Raw genomic sequence first — 16,626 nt, 5'->3', positions numbered from 1 at the left:
ACCATACAACACCCAAGGGGTTTTGATGGACTCAATGCAAGAACATTGAATGTGTAAATAGAACTTAAAATCAGTTTTCCAGATTAAAGAATTTGCTTGGCGACCATAGCGATTTGGACCCACCTGATTTCCATTCCGAACTCAGAAGTGAAACGAATTAGCGCCGATGGTAGTGTGGGGCTTCCCCATGTGAGAGTAGGACATCGCCAGGCTTTAAATTTAGACTTAAATGTCTAACCAGTGCGGAGCGGTAGTTCAGTTGGTTAGAATACCGGCCTGTCACGCCGGGGGTCGCGGGTTCGAGTCCCGTCCGCTCCGCCACTTATTTAAAAACCCAGTCTTCGGACTGGGTTTTGTCGTTTATAAGCAAAAATATTTTCCTTTTCCGAGGAATGAGTCCTGGTTGTTCGAAACCCCTACCTCTCCGCCACTTATTTAGAAAACCTTGCTAGAAATAGCAAGGCTTTCGTCGTTTCTAGAGCCTTCAATTTCCTACTCGCTCTAGCCTTATTTACCATTAAGCTCCCTCCTTCTTAAACCGATCTCTTTTACTTGCTTGCTATATGTGTGTAGGTGCTTACTATCTTGTTAGTGACTATTAAATATAGGTCTTCATTTATAATCTCTGAATCTAAGCATTATGACTGCACATCTTTAAAAGATAACTGAGAATCATTATTAATATTTAGTTACACTCACATCAATTGGAATAATGAGTGACTAAATACATGGATATATCTCGTCGACGCTTTCTTCAATCTTCCTTAGCGATCTCTGCGCTTACCGTTCTGCCTGCATGTTCTCTATCTAAGAGCACTAACAAACAAGGTCAGCATATATACGATATCACTGCAGAGCCTTCTACTGCTGAATTGGTACCAGGGTTTACCACGGATGTACTTGCGTTTAATGGCTCGATTCCAGCGCCTACGATTCGTTGTCGCCAAGGCGAGAAAGTCATTATTCGGTTTACTAACAAGCTTTCAGAGCCGACTACAATCCACTGGCATGGCTTGCGAATCCCTATTGAAATGGATGGTGTCCCTTTCTTGAGCCAGCCGCCTATCATGCCGGGTGAAACATTCGTTTATGAATTTACACCGCCAGATGCGGGCACATTTTGGTATCATCCACACATGAATAGTGTTAAGCAACTTGGTATGGGCTTAGTCGGGCTAATTGTCGTTGAAGAGGCTAAGCCTGTTCAGTTTGATGAAGAGCATGAAGTCGTCCTCAAGCATTGGCATTTAGATAAGCAAGGTCAGTGGAAGAACCTTATGGTGCCGCGCTTGAGTGCACGTATGGGAACGCCAGGAGAGTGGAGTAGCGTCAATGGTGTTCATGAACCTGTTTATGCGTTGAAGCAGAATGCAACAACGCGACTAAGAATTGCTAATGTCGATAACACCATTACTTACCCGATCGCTATAGAAGGTGCAGAGGCTTGGGTTATTGCTATAGATGGTAATCCTGTTAAAACGCCTTATAAGCTCACTCAGCACAAAATTGGTCCGGGAATGAGGTTAGATGTCGGATTGATTGCTCCGAAGGCTGGAGAACGTGTTTATGTACGTCAAATGAAAGGACGCTTCCCATTCCCTTTGTGTGAGTTTGATATTGTTGAGTCTGACTTGCCGAGTAATCAGAAACTGCCTTTATTGCCTCTCAACCCTGTGCCTGATCTTGATTTGGAAAATGCGGAACAAATTGATTATGTGTTTGAATGGGAGGGGGCGGTCACTCCTGCCGATAAATCGGGCAAAGCGATACCTAAGTTTTGGCTGATGAATAAACGAGCTTGGGAGGGAATGAGTAAAGATAATATTCCAGCACCGCTTTCAACATTGGAGCTCGGAAAAACCTATATTTTCAACCTTAAGAACGTCACCCAATATCATCATCCTATTCACCTTCATGGACACACATTTACTGTTCTTGAGTTAGATGGCAAAAAACTCGATGAACCGTTTCATACCGATACGGTCTTGCTTGGAAAAAACGGCAGTGCGAAAGCGGCATTTGTTGCAGATAACCCAGGACGTTGGATGTACCATTGTCATGTGATCGAACACATGAAGACGGGGTTGATGGGTTATATTGAAGTAAAGTGACTCCTGTAACTTTTTAAATCTTGATAAGTTTTAAGCGTTATACTTTGCTGAATTCTAAGATTGTATAATCACTATTGCCGTAAATTTGATTACAATGTCGCCATTAACTTTTCTGGGGGAATTATGGGACAACTATCCGTTTTGGGTTTTATTGCATTGGGTGGTGCATTTGGTGCATGTTCTCGTTACTTAATTTCTGAACTTTGTGTGATGCTACTCGGTCGTGGCTTTCCGTACGGTACCTTAACCGTGAACGTCGTTGGCTCATTTATTATGGGTCTACTGATTGCTGCGTTTGAAACTGAGTTGATGGTCACTGACCCATGGCGTCAAATCATCGGTCTTGGTTTTTTGGGCGCATTAACCACATTCTCCACTTTCTCGATGGATAACGTGTTGCTTATGCAGCAGGGCGCTTTCTTTAAGATGGGATTGAACGTACTACTGAATGTCGTGTTAAGCATTTCAGCTGCGTGGATTGGTTTCCAATTATTGATGCGTAGCTAGCAAAAATACTCAAATCTTAATCAGGTCGGCTTGGTTTAACCAAGCCGTTTTTATATACTGATTTTACTTGTCGGAGTGCCATAAGGCTGAGACCGTTAATTCGGGATCCGTTGAACCTGATCAGATTAGAATCTGCGAAGGGAACAAGAGAAGATATCTACACCAGAGTTCTATCTGGTTGACCTATCAAATAGTCGAATGTTGTTATAGACGAAGAGTACTTGCTCAATCTGTCCTTAATTCGATTCCTCTTGTCGCATCTATCCGCCAAGCATTTTTATCCCAATACTTTTTATCTAAGCATAACAAAGCAAGGAAAAATGCTATGTCGAGTCGCAAGCAAGCGAGACTGGAAGCAAAACAGTTCATTGATACACTCTCGGTACAACCGTATCCAAATTCAAGCAAAGTCTACGTAGAGGGTTCACGTCCTGATATTCGTGTGCCAATGCGTGAAATATCACTCGCTGATAGCCTTATTGGGGGCACAAAAGAAGCGCCTATTTTCGGGCCTAATGAGCCAGTACGCGTTTACGATACCTCGGGTGTATACACAGATCCAGAACACACCATAGACCTCTACAACGGCTTACCTAAGCTGCGAGAAGGGTGGATTGAAGAGCGCGCTGATACTGAACTACTCGATGAAGTAAGCTCGGTATACACCAAAGAGCGCTTAGAAGATGAAACGCTAGACGATCTTCGTTATGGTAATCTACCACGTATTCGACGTGCTAAAGGTGGGCAGTGTGTGACTCAGTTACACTATGCTCGCAAAGGCATTATCACCCCAGAAATGGAATACATCGCCCTACGTGAAAATATGGGGCGTGCTCAATACCGCGATGAGGTGCTGAATCAACAACATCCGGGTCAAAGCTTCGGAGCGAATCTTCCAAAAGACATTACCGCCGAATTCGTGCGTAAAGAAGTTGCCGAAGGTCGAGCGATTATCCCTTCTAATATCAACCACCCAGAATCCGAACCAATGATCATTGGACGTAACTTTTTGGTCAAAGTGAACGCCAACATCGGTAACTCATCGGTCACTTCTTCGATTGAGGAAGAAGTTGAGAAGCTGGTGTGGGCAACGCGCTGGGGTGGCGATACCGTTATGGATCTATCTACTGGACGTAATATTCACGAAACTCGCGAGTGGATTCTACGTAACAGTCCGGTTCCGATCGGTACCGTACCAATGTACCAAGCGCTTGAGAAAGTGAATGGTGTTGCTGAAAACCTTAACTGGGAGGTGATGCGCGATACTCTGATCGAGCAAGCAGAGCAGGGCGTTGACTACTTCACTATCCATGCCGGTTTACTACTTCGTTATGTTCCAATGACTGCAAAACGTGTGACTGGTATCGTCTCTCGTGGTGGTTCTATCATCGCGAAATGGTGTTTAGCGCACCACCAAGAAAGCTTCTTATACACCCATTTCCGAGAGATCTGTGAAATCTGTGCTAAGTACGATGTCGCACTATCTCTTGGTGATGGTCTGCGTCCTGGCTCGGTTGCTGATGCTAACGATGAAGCGCAATTTGCAGAGCTTCGTACTCTTGGCGAATTGACCAAGGTTGCGTGGGAATACGACGTACAGGTGATTATCGAAGGTCCTGGTCATGTTCCAATGCATATGATCAAAGAGAACATGGAAGAGCAGCTAGAGCACTGTCATGAGGCACCTTTCTACACGCTTGGTCCGCTGACGACAGACGTCGCTCCTGGTTACGACCATATTACTTCAGGTATTGGCGCTGCCATGATTGGTTGGTATGGCTGTGCAATGCTTTGCTACGTAACTCCTAAAGAGCATCTTGGTTTACCAAACAAAGAAGACGTGAAAGTAGGCATGATCACTTACAAGCTTGCTGCGCACGCCGCTGATTTAGCGAAGGGACACCCTGGTGCACAAGTTCGTGATAACGCGCTTTCTAAAGCTCGCTTCGAGTTCCGTTGGGAAGACCAATTCAACTTGTCGCTCGACCCAGATACCGCGCGTGCTTTCCATGATGAAACCTTGCCTCAAGAGTCCGGCAAAGTCGTTCACTTCTGTTCGATGTGCGGACCAAAGTTCTGCTCGATGAAGATTTCGCAAGAGGTTCGAGAATATGCGAAAGACACTGAGCAAGTTGCTGCGGACCAAGCTATCTCGATCAAAATGCTGGATGATCCTCTTGAGGGGATGCGTCAGAAATCGCAAGAATTTAGAGAGTCAGGCTCCGAGCTATACCACCCAGCAGCACATGCCGAGGTAAGTGACTAATGAGCAAAATCCTTATTCCGTCATCATTGATTGAGCTAACAGGTTTAGTTCAACAATGTTTGTTGTTGGCGAAAGAGCAGGGGTTTAGTATTGAAGACATTGAGTTGGGTGTGAGCCCAACTCAATCTATTCAGCTTGTTCGCGACCAACAGACCAAACGTATAACGACTGACCTTATTGATGGTTATGACTCTGAGCATGAGAGTTCATTTGTGCTTTATTACCGCTCTGCTTTATCGGTAGAAGCGTGCGCTAAGCAACCGTCGAAAGCGATTTATATTGGCATTGCTGATACGCAGGTATCTGATGAAAAGGAGAAAGTGCTTCAGCTTGATATCTGGCGTCACCCAATTAACAACGAAGTGAGAGCGCTTTCCGTTAAGTCCAAATTCAACGCAATGTTCGATCCCGAACATCACCTTGCTTGGATAGTAACGCTGACAGTACTCGATTTTCCTATCGAAGATGCGTTAACACTTGCTCGAGGAATGCTAACTCAACAAGCGAATGTTTCACGTGAAACACTGTTGAATGACAACCTTGACGAGGTGCAATCAACTCAGTGGGCTGACCAATTTGATGATTTCCCCACACCTGTACTGGAGGATAACCGGCTAGGTATTCAAGTTGGTTGGTCTGCACAAGGTGAGAGCGTTAGCTTTCCAACTCTAACTAAGCAAAGTCTAGGGCTCTATCCAGTCGTTGATGATGTTGCTTGGATTGAGCGTCTACTGCCACTAGGCATCAACACTATTCAACTGCGAATCAAGAACCCACAACAAGCCGATTTAGAACAACAGATCATTCGAGCAATTGAGCTAGGTCGTCAGTATCAAGCACAAGTGTTCATCAATGACTATTGGCAGTTGGCAATCAAGCATGGCGCTTATGGTGTTCACCTAGGACAAGAAGACATAGAAGAATCGAATTTGGCTCAGCTAACTAAAGCCGGTATTCGTCTTGGTCTTTCTACTCATGGTTATTACGAACTACTGCGCATCGTACAAATTCATCCTCGCTACATCGCGCTAGGGCATATTTTCCCAACCACCACAAAACAGATGCCATCGAAACCACAAGGTTTGGTGCGCTTGGAACTGTATCAAAAGCTGATTGATAGCATTCCTTATACAAACACAGAGGCTGCTTTCCGTCCTTCAAAAGACAAAGCAGTTAGTGACAATGTGCTTGGCTTTCCGACGGTTGCGATTGGTGGGATTGACCAATCTAATGCAGCCCAAGTTTGGCAAACAGGTGTTTCTAGTTTGGCAGTTGTGCGAGCTATTACGTTGGCAGAATCACCTCAGTCCGTCATCGAGTTCTTCGCAAAACTGATGAAGGAAAGACAGCTAACGTTTACTGATCAGAATAGTGAATTGGCGCATAACAAGAGAGGCGAGCATGCTCACGGATAAGCAGTTTCTTCGCTATCAACGCCAAGTCGCTCTGCCTGAAATTGCTGAAAGTGGGCAAGAGCGCTTGAGCAAATCGCATGTGCTGATCATCGGTTGTGGTGGGTTAGGGAGCGCAGCGAGTTTGTACTTGGCATCAGCGGGTGTTGGTAAATTGGTTGTGGTCGATGACGATGAAGTTGATAGCAGTAACCTACAACGTCAGATCATTTATCGTGAGCAAGACATCCAAGTTGCGAAAACAAAAGCGACTGTAAAGCAACTCACTGAACTTAATTCTATGGTCCAAATTCGTGCTCTCAATAGGCGATTAGACAAAGCACAGCTGCAGCTTGAGGTGATGCTAGCGGATGTGGTGCTCGACTGCACCGATAACATGCCAACGCGCCAGCTAATTAACCAAGTTTGTTTCGAGCAAAATACACCGCTCATCTCGGCGGCGGCAATTGGTTGGCAAGGCCAATTCGCTGTCTTTGATTACCAAACACCAAGTGAACAAGAAGCGCAGAGTAAAGCCTGTTACCGCTGTTTGTATCCGTTCGACGAATTACCGCAAACGCAAAAGTGCAGTGAGAGCGGTGTCGTCGGTCCGGTGGTGGGTACACTTGGCAACTACCAAGCTATAGCGGCAATTCAAAAACTGGCGACGGGAAAGTTTCATGTCGAGACTGCCAAGTTACACCTGTTCGACGGATTGAAGCTGCAATGGCAAACCATGGCGATAAGTAAAGATAAACAGTGCCAAGTGTGTGCTCAGATTTAGTTTACGAGTAATGGGCAGAATTAAGAGAGTTGGAAGCAATGACGTTATCAGAACAACAAACAACACAAATGACCGCTGCTGACTTAGATGTGATCACTATTGTCATCAATGACCAGTCACATCAAGTTGCCAGTGAGTCAAATCTGCAGCAAATCATTAGTCAATTTGCGCTGCCTGAAATGGGCTGTGTTTTTGCAATTAATAACAATGTTGTGCCGCGCAGTGAGTGGGCTAGCACAGTTCTTTCACAGGGAGATAGCATCTCTTTGTTTCAAGCGATCGCAGGGGGTTAAAGTCGATGCTTAAAATTGGTGATAAACAATTCGAATCAAGACTGTTCACGGGAACAGGGAAGTTTGCCAACAGCCGATTAATGGCAGAAGCGATTCAAGTATCGGGATCTCAACTTGCGACCATGGCGTTGAAGCGTGTGGATGTGAACGACCAACAAGACGATATTTTGCTGCCGCTAGTACAAGCGGGTGTGAACTTATTGCCGAACACCTCAGGTGCAAAGAATGCTAAAGATGCTGTGTTTGCAGCACAATTAGCGAGAGAAGCGTTAGGTACAAACTGGCTAAAACTTGAAATTCACCCAGACCCGAAGTACTTGATGCCTGATCCAATTGAGACACTTGCTGCCGCTGAGCAACTGGTTCGTGAGGGCTTCATTGTCCTTCCTTATTGTCATGCTGACCCGGTTCTATGTAAACGATTGGAAGAAGTAGGTTGTGCTGCGGTTATGCCATTAGGTGCGCCGATCGGTTCCAACAAAGGGATAGTTTCTCACGATTTCCTAGAGATCATCATCGACCAAGCTAATGTTCCTGTCGTTGTTGATGCAGGTATTGGTGCTCCTTCACATGCCGCGCGTGCGATGGAAATGGGCGCGGATGCCGTGCTCGTCAATACTGCGATTGCAGCTTCGAGCGATCCCGTTGCGATGGCGAAGGCATTTAAGTTGGCGGTAGAGTCGGGGCGTATGGCTTATGAAGCCGGACTTGCTGGTAAGATTTCTCATGCGGTTGCGTCGAGTCCACTGACGTCATTCCTAGATGAGCTTTAGTCCTAGATTGGTTTAGCTATTGAGCGAGGAAAACATGAGCTTCGTTGAACAATTTAAGCAGCTGAATTGGGATGACATTTCGATGTCGATCTACGCGAAAACGGCACAAGATGTCGAGCGAGCATTGAATAAACCCAAGCGTGATTTGGAAGACTTTAAAGCGCTAATTTCACCAGCGGCTGAAGCGTACTTAGAGCAAATGGCGCAGCTGTCATACTCGGCAACTCGTAAGCGCTTTGGTAATACCATGTCGCTTTACATTCCATTATACCTCTCTAACTTGTGCGCCAATGCTTGTACCTATTGTGGCTTCTCGATGGAGAACAGAATCAAGCGTCGTACCTTGAATAGGGACGAGGTGGCTGCAGAAGTTGAAGCCATTAAACGCATGAAGTTCGATAGCGTATTGCTGGTGACTGGCGAACACGAAACCAAAGTGGGCATGAAATACTTCCGCGAAATGGTGCCGATGATTAAACAACGTTTTAACTATTTGGCGATGGAAGTGCAGCCACTTGATCAAGACGAATACGCTGAGCTCAAGACATTGGGTTTAGATGCGGTGATGGTCTATCAAGAAACGTATCATCCTTCGACTTACGCCGAGCACCATTTGCGTGGCAATAAGATGGATTTCGAATACCGATTGGATACACCCGATCGCCTTGCAAAAGCGGGCATCGATAAGATCGGTATTGGCGCATTGATAGGGTTGGAAGAGTGGCGTACCGATTGCTTTTATGTGGCAGCGCACTTGGACTATCTTGAGCGCACGTATTGGCAGACTCGTTACTCAATTTCTTTCCCACGTTTACGTCCTTGTGAGGGCGCGCTCCAACCAAAATCAGTCATGACGGATAAACAGCTTGTGCAGTTGATTTGCGCTTATCGCTTGTTGAACCCAGAGGTGGAGTTGTCATTATCGACTCGTGAATCACCGAAGTTCAGAGACAATGCATTACCGTTAGGCATCACCAGTATGTCTGCTGCATCGAAAACTCAGCCGGGTGGTTATGCGATGGATGATGTTGAACTCGAGCAGTTTGAGATCAGTGACGAACGAAGCGCGGGTTCTGTGGAAAATATGATTCGAGCCAAAGGCTTTGACCCAGTATGGCGAGATTGGCACTCGGCGTATTCTGGTTAAGTAGCAAAGAAAGCCACTGGTCATCGTTATGTTTCACGTGAAACATAGGCAAAAAAAGAGGGTTGATGCAAAACATCAACCCTCTACTTTTTTCTAGCTTCTAGCTTCTAGCTTCTAGCTTCTAGCTGTGTGCTACTGGTAGCGTTGCTTGACGAAGCCACTCTTTCACATCACCTTCAACAAGTGGGCTGATCTCATCCCATACCTTCTGATGGTAATCATTCAGCCAAGCAAGTTCTGGACGAGTTAGCATATCAACGTTGATATTGCGCTTGTCGATTGGGCAGCGTGTTAGCGACTCAAATGAAAGAACAGGGAAGTCACCGTTAGTTGGGGTTTCAACAACAAGCTCTAGGTTCTCGATACGGATACCAAACGCATCTGCACGGTAGTAACCTGGCTCATTGGATAGCACCATACCTTCTGTTAGAGGCACGTCGATTTGCTTCTTAGAAATGCTCGCCGGACCTTCATGAACACTTAGGAAGTGACCAACACCGTGACCTGTACCGTGATCGTAATCGTAGCCTTCCGCCCATAGGTGCTGACGAGCTAGCGTATCGATTTGGTAACCACGTGTGCCTTTCGGGAAACGTGCACGAGCAACACCGATGTGACCTTTTAGTGCGAGAGTGAATTGTTTAATCATCTCTTGTGAAGGCTGACCGATCGCGATAGTACGCGTGATGTCTGTAGTGCCATCTAGGTACTGACCGCCTGAGTCCACTAGGTAAAGCGTGTTCAGTTCTAGCTTGCCAGGTTCAGGTTGGTTTTCGTGGTTGTAGTGACACATCGCCGCGTTGCCACCTGCTGCCGAAATAGTATCGAAGCTAAGATCCATAAGCGTCGGGTCTTCGCTACGGAGCGCTTCTAGTTTGTCAGCCAATGTTGCTTCATCATGCAAGTTACCCGCAACGACTTCTGCATCTAACCAAGATAGGAACTTGCTCATCGCCACGCCATCTCGGATATGACATGCTTTCATGCCTGCGATTTCAACTGCGTTCTTCGCCGCTTTTGGCATTAGGCATGGGTCAGCTTTACTCACCACTGATGCGCCAGCATTTTGTAGAACCAACTTAAACCACGCGTTACTTGTCGCAGGGTCAACCAGTACATTCTTTCCAGTTAGAGTTTCTAGTCGTGTTTGCAATGCTTCTGGGTGATGAACCGTCACGCCAGAACCAACGTGAGTGTCAAACTCAGCAGGTAGGCGAGCTGGATCTAGGAAGTATTCCACGCTTGAATCTGAATGCAGAATCGCGTGAGAAAGCAGAACTGGTAGACGTGATACATCAAGACCACGAACGTTAAGCAGCCAACAGATAGAATCAAGTGCTGTGATCACTGCGCTGTCTGCGCCGGCTTTTTTCACTAGCTCTGCAATTTCTTGGCGTTTGCTTTCACTTGATTGACCAACCGCTTCTGTTGCCATTAGGCGAACATCAGAAACTACAGGAGCAGGGCGGTCGTGCCACAGCTCATCAATTGGGTTGCTGTCGAGAATCTTAAGCTCAAGTGCACCTGCAAGTTTTGCTTGTGCCATGTCTAACCAAGCAGAGTTGTGCATGCGAGGGTCGATTGCCACAGATGCGCCATTTGCAAGATGGTCTTTAATCCAATCTAGTGCAGGCTCTTCAATCAGGTGACGGTATTCGAATAGATCAGCAGGAACCTGCTTAGTGACTTGTACCGTGTAGCGACCATCAACAAAGATAGCGGCTTTGTCTTTGGTGATTACCGCAGCACCAGCAGAACCAGTAAAACCAGTTAGCCAATGTAAACGCTCGTTGTGCGCAGGTACGTATTCGCCCAAATACTCGTCTTCATGTGGGACAAGTAGGGCATCAATATTATGTTGTGCTAGCCATTCGCGAATTGCATTCACGCGGCTTTGGGTATCGTTGTGCATCTGTGTTATTCCTTCAAATTACCGCTCCTTCATGCTCAGGTGTGGGAGCTGTTTCCATCTGCTTCATGCAGTTTACGATTCCATTGAGGTTCGCAATCACTTCAATAGAGTCGGAGTACAACAGACCATAGATGAGCCAAAAAGGACTATCGACTGTTAAGCTACTCATTTTACCGTAAGAGCGCAAATCGCGTCCGGGATTTTTATCTAAGATGATCGGTTTTTTGCGTGATCATGGTACGTAGCCAAGTTAAAGCCGGGTCATTTTCTCTGTCTCGGTGCCAGAACAAAGTGTAAGCCATTGGCGGGAATTCGAGTGGCAGCGGCAGCAATGCCATGTCGTGTTGCTTGGCTGCCAGCTTTACAAAGTGACTTGGCGCGGTAAACACAAAATCAGTGTAAGAGCACAAACTGGCGGCGCTATTAAAGTCCGGGACGGTGACTGCGATATCACGTTCACGACCAATGTCGGCTAAACGATAATCGAGCAACCAACGGTCGTTGCCATCACAACGCACCTGTACATGACGCAGGGCTAGATAAGCTTCTAAGTTCCAATTTCCACGCAAAGCCGGGTGGTCTTTACGTACGATACACATTTGGTGGTCGCGATAGATTTCCTGTTCACAAATGTCATCTGGCGGCAGCATAGTCAGCTTGGCATCGTTGATGTCGATATCTCGACCTGTCATGCCTAAATCGATTTCACCGCGTTGAATCATCTTGAACGTTTGTTCCGACCAAGAGTGGGTGCTGATGGTCACGCCTGGCGCTTGTTGGAAAATCGCCGGTAAGAAGTGAGGCAGAATGAGCGGGTAGACACTCTCTACTGCTGCGATTTGAAAACGGTACTCACTGCTCTGTGGCGAGAACTCTTCGGGTTGAGTCAGTACCTCAAGTTGGTTTATCAACAGATCCAGTTTCGGTTTAAGGAACAATGCGCGCGGTGTTGGCGTCAATCCGTGTGAGTTTCGAGTGAATAGGGGATCATCAAATTGGGTACGTAATTTCGCTAAGGATTTGCTCACGGCAGACTGACTCAAGCACAGTCTGTGGGCGGCTCGGGTGACATTCAACTCTTCAATCAGCACTTTAAAACAGACCAGCAAGTTGAGGTCGATGCGTGCCAGTTTCTCTACGTTCACAGTGATTTTCCCCATTGGAATAATGGTCATGAGTATACATCATTTCCATTCATATCATCAGATGATTAAGCTTTGCTCAAAAGTTCTTGTTCAATTTGGAGTGTTTTGTGTCTAGCCATATTACAAATAGCAAAAAACAGATGGCGCTGTTGACCATGTTAGTTCTGTTCAGTCCGCTTGCGATTGATATCTATCTACCTGCTTTGCCTCTTATCGCGTCCACTTTTCAGGTAGAAAATGCATTGGCACAAGACACCATCACTTGGTTCCTATTTGCTATGGGTGTTGGTCAGCTATTCGCTGGTCCCTTGGCAGATAAACTCGGACGTCGAACTGTTGCATTGGGAGGCATCACCATCTACGCATTGAGCGCTTTATTGGCGTGGAGTGCTCAAAATATTGAGTGGATGTTGGCGGCTCGCTTGCTACAAGGCTTAGGTGCATGTGCAACATCTGTAGCAGCCTTTGCAACAGTTCGCGATATCTTTGGTCCGGAAAAAAGCGGCAAAATGATCAGCTACCTTAACGGTGCGATCTGCTTTATCCCGGCGCTAGCCCCGATTCTTGGTAGTTGGTTAACCCAACAATTTGATTGGCGTGCAAACTTCAGCTTTATGGCGGGTTTCGCTGTAATTGCAGGAGCGATGATGTTCCTTGGAATGAAGGAAACTAACCCTGCAACTGAAAAGCAGGCGGTATTTAAACTAAGCCGCTACTGGGCAGTATTGAGCACACCATCATTCATCTTCCACGCTTCACTGTGTTTGATGGCGATGGCAGTTATTCTTGCTTACGTGACTTCAGCTCCTGGCGTTCTAATGACAGGCATGGGCTTGTCGATGAATGAATTCACCTTCTGGTTTGGTCTGAATGCAGCGTTCAACATTGCCGCTTGTATGCTTGCACCTAAGTTCATGGATCGTTGGGGTACACACAACTCGCTTGTGGTTGGTATCAGCTTACTGGCTATTTCTGGTGTGATCATGATGGTGATGAAAGAGCACAATACGGCACTGTCTTTCATGTTGCCAATCTTTATCTCATCGGTTGGCTTCGCTTGGATTCTTGGCGCGGCAGCTGGTAAAGCGTTAGAACCGTTTGGTGATAAAGCGGGTACTGCGGCTGCACTACTTGGTTTGTTCCAAATGAGTGGCTCTGGTTTGTTGGTGGGTACGCTACAGCGTTTATCACTGGATCCACAAACTCTGATTGCGATTCATATGTGGGTATTGCTTCCAGCTTTGGTGATTCTGTTTAGCAAAGCAGGTAAGAACTGGCATGCGAAATTGGCGAATGCGTAAAACTCGGTAATTTAGTATTTTCCAATGTACCTAACGCGTGTATATTTGTCGTTCAAACTTTTCTCGACACCATAACGGAACTCATAAAGTAATGTCGTTAACCACGTATGAAATGGCTCGTATCCTAGAGCAAATGGAAGAGTCACCAGAAAAGGTGATGTTTGGTAAGTTGCTTAACGAATTAGGTAACCAAAGCTCTGAGCGCATTCGTAGCGCGGCAAAACAAGTTCCAGTGCCGGTATTACGTGATCTTGTGTATCAATTTCAGCAAGTGATTGAATCACGTAAAGGCGAGCAAGTAGAGCAGATGGCAAAAGACCTCGCGAAGCAAGGTATCTCAGCTGAAGAGCTACTGGCTTACTTGAACAAATAATAAAAAAATCCCCGCATGATGCGGGGATTTTTTTAGTGAGTGATTTTCTTCTTCAGTATGTGGTCGAGGGACAATGGTCCTGGTCCCCACACAATCACTACAAGAATCATCAATCCCCAAAGTTGGTGATCATAGAAACCTTTCTCCCACAGCAGCGGGTAAGAGACTACAGCGATGATGTTGAACACAAACAGAATCGCAGCCATCGGGCGGGTAACCAATCCTAGTGCCAAGAACACCGGTAGAACCAATTCTGCAGCCGTACCTAAGTAAGCCGCCAATTCCCATGGCAGTATTGGCACTTGGTATTCCAGCTCAAATAAATACAGTGTGCTATCCCAAGACGAGAGTTTGATTAGCCCTGAATTGAAGAATACCCATGCAACCCACAAGCGACAAAAGAGAAGTAGTAAAGGGACAAAGCCGGCTTGTAGGGTACTGATTAAATCGTCGTACCGATTCACTAAGTTTTTAACAGTATCCGTCATAGAGTGCTCCTTAGATTGATTTCAATGTAAAGCCGTCAACGAGATCGAGTGCCATGATGCTATTGAGATGAGCGAGTAAAACTTCAGGTATTTCGCTCAAACTCAGTTTCTGCTCTAAACATTGCAGCAGTTGGAACACATCGGCATCGAGTGCGTGACACAAGGCTTCTCCATTGGCTTGAATCGAGATGACACCTTGCTGTAATTGGTTGATATTAAGTTGTTCGAATTGGCCAGTTTGAATCGCGCTGAACAAATCAAATACTGCGTAGCTGGAGTCAAAGCTGCGGCAGCCTTGTTTAAGGTGCAAAACCAAAGCGGGTTGTTGCTCCTCACTCACTTCGCCAAGTAACGCAAGCGGTTTTAATGCTGCCGCATTGGATTGTTCATACTGTGCTTGACGAGCGAGGTCGATATGCCATTCGAAGCGTGCGACTTCAGGGCTGTAAGGTGCTTGTGCGATCACCTGACTAAACTGCATGATGGTGTCTTGAAAGCCGTCGCCATAATGCACCACATTTCCTTCTTCTAATGGATAAGAGAGAACATGCTGGCGAGCCATCTGTTCAAAGCACTCTTCACCAAGCAGTGCTTCAACCATCGGGTAGGTCGCGGATAACACCTCGCTCAAGCTAACGATAAAGTTATTGCGGTAAATCTGCATGCGTTCATCAGCGGTAAACTCATCACTGGCAATATCGCAATCTTCACCGAGTGCTTGATAGTGTAGGGCTTTAGCAAACTGGCTTTGTAAGGTGGCTAGATTCATGATGCCTTCCTTGGTTCGCTTTGTTCACTTGGAAGTGTGCCTTGCAACAGCAGCTGCGATGCTTTCTGTGCTTCTCCGAGTAAGATTTCTGGCGCGGGGATATCCAAATCCCATTCAATCAATGCATGACGTGGACCATGTTTTTTTGTCCACTGCGCGAACAGTTGCCAAACTTCATCGCTAACTGGGCGGCTATGGGTATCAATCCATATCTCACCTTTGTCGAGTTGTTTGATGGTAAAACCTGCCAAGTGAATCTCATCCACTTTGTCGGCTGGAATTGCATCTAGGTATGTGTCGCAATCAAAACCGTGGTTGAATGCCGAAACATAAACATTGTTTAAATCGAGCAATAAACGACAGTCAGTGCGCTTTTGCACCTCGGTAAGGAACTCCCATTCGCTGATGGTCGAATGTTGAAACTTCACATAACTAGATGGGTTCTCTATCAAGATCTCGCGTTGCAAATAATCCTGCACTTCATTCACGTTACGAGTGAACACTTTGAGCGCTTCTTCCGTATACGGAAGTGGAAGCAGGTCATTAAAGTAGTGACCGCCGTTTTCACTCCAACTCAAATGGTCAGAAACAAGAATCGGGTCGATTGAGTCAATCAGCGCTTTAAGTTGAGCAAGGTGCTTTTGATTCACACGTTCCACCGAACCTAATGACAGACCAATGCCGTGACAGCTAATTTGATATTGCTCGCGTAATGCTTGTAATTGATTGCGCTCTGCAGCGTTGGGTTGAAAATAGTTTTCACTGTGGATTTCTAACCAAGATAACTCGGGTTTGTTTTGGCTAAAGTAATCGAGGTGAGGGGTTCTCAATCCAACTCCAACAAGGTCGTGGAAGGTGTGGTGTTTCACGTGAAACTCCTTTTCAAAGCGGGCGGGAAGAGAAGGATGCGCTGGTTGAGCGTCAACGCATCCTTGCAGTAGCTAGCGATAAAAGATTATGAAGAAGAAGTGCTACCGCCAACGAGTTTGTCACATAGACCTTTTGGTACGACTACGAACGCGTCTTTTTGGTTATCTTCTTTAGAAGTACCAGCACATGAGCTGCTTTTCGTTGCACAGTCGTTTTTACCTGCTTTAGAAACGCCGTAGCACTTCTCTTTATCAGCAGCGACAGCTGGAGCTGCAGTTAGCATTGTGCCACCAAGAGCTAGAAGACCAGTAACAGCAGCAGTAACAGCTAGATTCGACTTTTTCATAATAAATTCCTCTGAATGATTTCCTTTACTTTAAGTTGGCAAGATGAATCGCCTGTTTTGGCGTTTTTGTTATCAACTTGCTTAACTTAAAAGATAGGAAACTGGCTAAAAAACTTTCAGAAAAATTTTCGAAACAAATGGTTTTAAAGA

Annotated in this window: 16 protein-coding genes, 1 tRNA gene, 1 rRNA gene and 1 riboswitch; of the genes, 12 read left to right on the top strand and 6 right to left on the bottom strand. The window is 46.0% G+C overall.

What is annotated here, in order from left to right; translation table 11 throughout:
• Positions 1–95: 95 nt before the first annotated feature.
• The 10 genes from rrf (at position 96) to thiH (ending at position 9,272) form a co-directional block, all read left to right on the top strand.
• Positions 96–212 (top strand): 5S ribosomal RNA (gene rrf / locus ATB78_RS26540).
• A 32-nt stretch (positions 213–244) separates the two neighbouring features.
• Positions 245–321: transfer RNA gene (locus tag ATB78_RS26535), tRNA-Asp, on the top strand.
• A 407-nt stretch (positions 322–728) separates the two neighbouring features.
• The gene (locus tag ATB78_RS26530; protein WP_061011030.1) at positions 729–2,111 is read left to right on the top strand and encodes a multicopper oxidase family protein; all 1,383 of its coding nucleotides are present in this window, start codon (positions 729–731) and stop codon (positions 2,109–2,111) included.
• 123 nt (positions 2,112–2,234) lie between these two features.
• Entirely contained in the window at positions 2,235–2,618 is a 384-nt protein-coding gene (crcB, locus tag ATB78_RS26525; protein WP_005430379.1) for a fluoride efflux transporter CrcB, read from the top strand.
• Positions 2,619–2,679: 61 nt separating this feature from the next.
• A riboswitch (TPP riboswitch) is annotated at positions 2,680–2,778 on the top strand.
• 165 nt (positions 2,779–2,943) lie between these two features.
• Complete coding sequence (thiC, locus tag ATB78_RS26520) at positions 2,944–4,884, top strand: phosphomethylpyrimidine synthase ThiC (RefSeq protein WP_061011029.1); 1,941 nt, start codon at positions 2,944–2,946, stop codon at positions 4,882–4,884.
• A complete protein-coding gene (locus ATB78_RS26515; protein ID WP_061011028.1) occupies positions 4,884–6,299 on the top strand; it encodes a thiamine phosphate synthase in 1,416 nt (471 codons plus the stop codon). Before thiC ends, ATB78_RS26515 begins: the two co-directional genes overlap by 1 nt.
• Complete coding sequence (gene thiF / locus ATB78_RS26510) at positions 6,286–7,059, top strand: thiazole biosynthesis adenylyltransferase ThiF (protein ID WP_061011027.1); 774 nt, start codon at positions 6,286–6,288, stop codon at positions 7,057–7,059. The genes ATB78_RS26515 and thiF overlap by 14 nt, the downstream gene beginning before the upstream one ends.
• A 38-nt stretch (positions 7,060–7,097) precedes the next feature.
• Entirely contained in the window at positions 7,098–7,352 is a 255-nt protein-coding gene (thiS, locus tag ATB78_RS26505; RefSeq protein WP_005378804.1) for a sulfur carrier protein ThiS, read from the top strand.
• Positions 7,353–7,357: 5 nt separating this feature from the next.
• Positions 7,358–8,125: a thiazole synthase gene (locus ATB78_RS26500; protein WP_061011026.1), complete on the top strand. Its 768-nt coding sequence runs from the start codon at positions 7,358–7,360 to the stop codon at positions 8,123–8,125.
• Positions 8,126–8,159: 34 nt separating this feature from the next.
• The gene (thiH, locus tag ATB78_RS26495; protein ID WP_061011025.1) at positions 8,160–9,272 is read left to right on the top strand and encodes a 2-iminoacetate synthase ThiH; all 1,113 of its coding nucleotides are present in this window, start codon (positions 8,160–8,162) and stop codon (positions 9,270–9,272) included.
• 121 nt (positions 9,273–9,393) lie between these two features.
• Here thiH and ATB78_RS26490 read toward each other — a convergent pair whose 3' ends face one another.
• Entirely contained in the window at positions 9,394–11,184 is a 1,791-nt protein-coding gene (locus ATB78_RS26490; protein WP_061011024.1) for an aminopeptidase P family protein, read from the bottom strand.
• A 203-nt stretch (positions 11,185–11,387) separates the two neighbouring features.
• The gene (locus tag ATB78_RS26485) at positions 11,388–12,329 is read right to left on the bottom strand and encodes a LysR substrate-binding domain-containing protein (protein ID WP_005447244.1); all 942 of its coding nucleotides are present in this window, start codon (positions 12,327–12,329) and stop codon (positions 11,388–11,390) included.
• A 107-nt stretch (positions 12,330–12,436) separates the two neighbouring features.
• On the opposite strand from ATB78_RS26485, the gene ATB78_RS26480 reads away from it, so the two are divergent.
• Together ATB78_RS26480 and ATB78_RS26475 are read left to right on the top strand one after the other, a co-directional pair.
• Positions 12,437–13,630, top strand: coding sequence for a multidrug effflux MFS transporter (locus ATB78_RS26480; protein WP_009705199.1), 1,194 nt, complete (start codon positions 12,437–12,439; stop codon positions 13,628–13,630).
• Positions 13,631–13,721: 91 nt separating this feature from the next.
• Positions 13,722–14,003, top strand: coding sequence for a hypothetical protein (locus tag ATB78_RS26475; RefSeq protein WP_005443411.1), 282 nt, complete (start codon positions 13,722–13,724; stop codon positions 14,001–14,003).
• A 32-nt stretch (positions 14,004–14,035) separates the two neighbouring features.
• Here the strand turns inward: ATB78_RS26475 and ATB78_RS26470 are convergent, their stop codons facing one another.
• The 4 genes from ATB78_RS26470 to ATB78_RS26455 form a co-directional block, all read right to left on the bottom strand.
• The gene (locus tag ATB78_RS26470) at positions 14,036–14,491 is read right to left on the bottom strand and encodes a DoxX family protein (protein WP_038893716.1); all 456 of its coding nucleotides are present in this window, start codon (positions 14,489–14,491) and stop codon (positions 14,036–14,038) included.
• 10 nt (positions 14,492–14,501) lie between these two features.
• On the bottom strand, positions 14,502–15,260 hold the full coding sequence (locus tag ATB78_RS26465) for a DNA-binding domain-containing protein (RefSeq protein WP_061011023.1): 759 nt from the start codon (positions 15,258–15,260) through the stop codon (positions 14,502–14,504).
• The gene (locus ATB78_RS26460) at positions 15,257–16,129 is read right to left on the bottom strand and encodes a DUF692 domain-containing protein (RefSeq protein WP_061011022.1); all 873 of its coding nucleotides are present in this window, start codon (positions 16,127–16,129) and stop codon (positions 15,257–15,259) included. Before ATB78_RS26460 ends, ATB78_RS26465 begins: the two co-directional genes overlap by 4 nt.
• Before the next feature lie 86 nt (positions 16,130–16,215).
• Positions 16,216–16,476: a DUF2282 domain-containing protein gene (locus ATB78_RS26455; protein ID WP_005451246.1), complete on the bottom strand. Its 261-nt coding sequence runs from the start codon at positions 16,474–16,476 to the stop codon at positions 16,216–16,218.
• Between the last annotated feature and the right edge of the window lie 150 nt (positions 16,477–16,626).

The sequence above is a fragment of the Vibrio sp. CUB2 genome (assembly GCF_001557945.1).
GTDB classification, from domain to species: Bacteria; Pseudomonadota; Gammaproteobacteria; order Enterobacterales; family Vibrionaceae; genus Vibrio; species Vibrio owensii.
The sequence above is the reverse complement of the archived record's forward strand: the minus strand, read 5'-3'. Positions and strand labels throughout refer to the sequence as shown.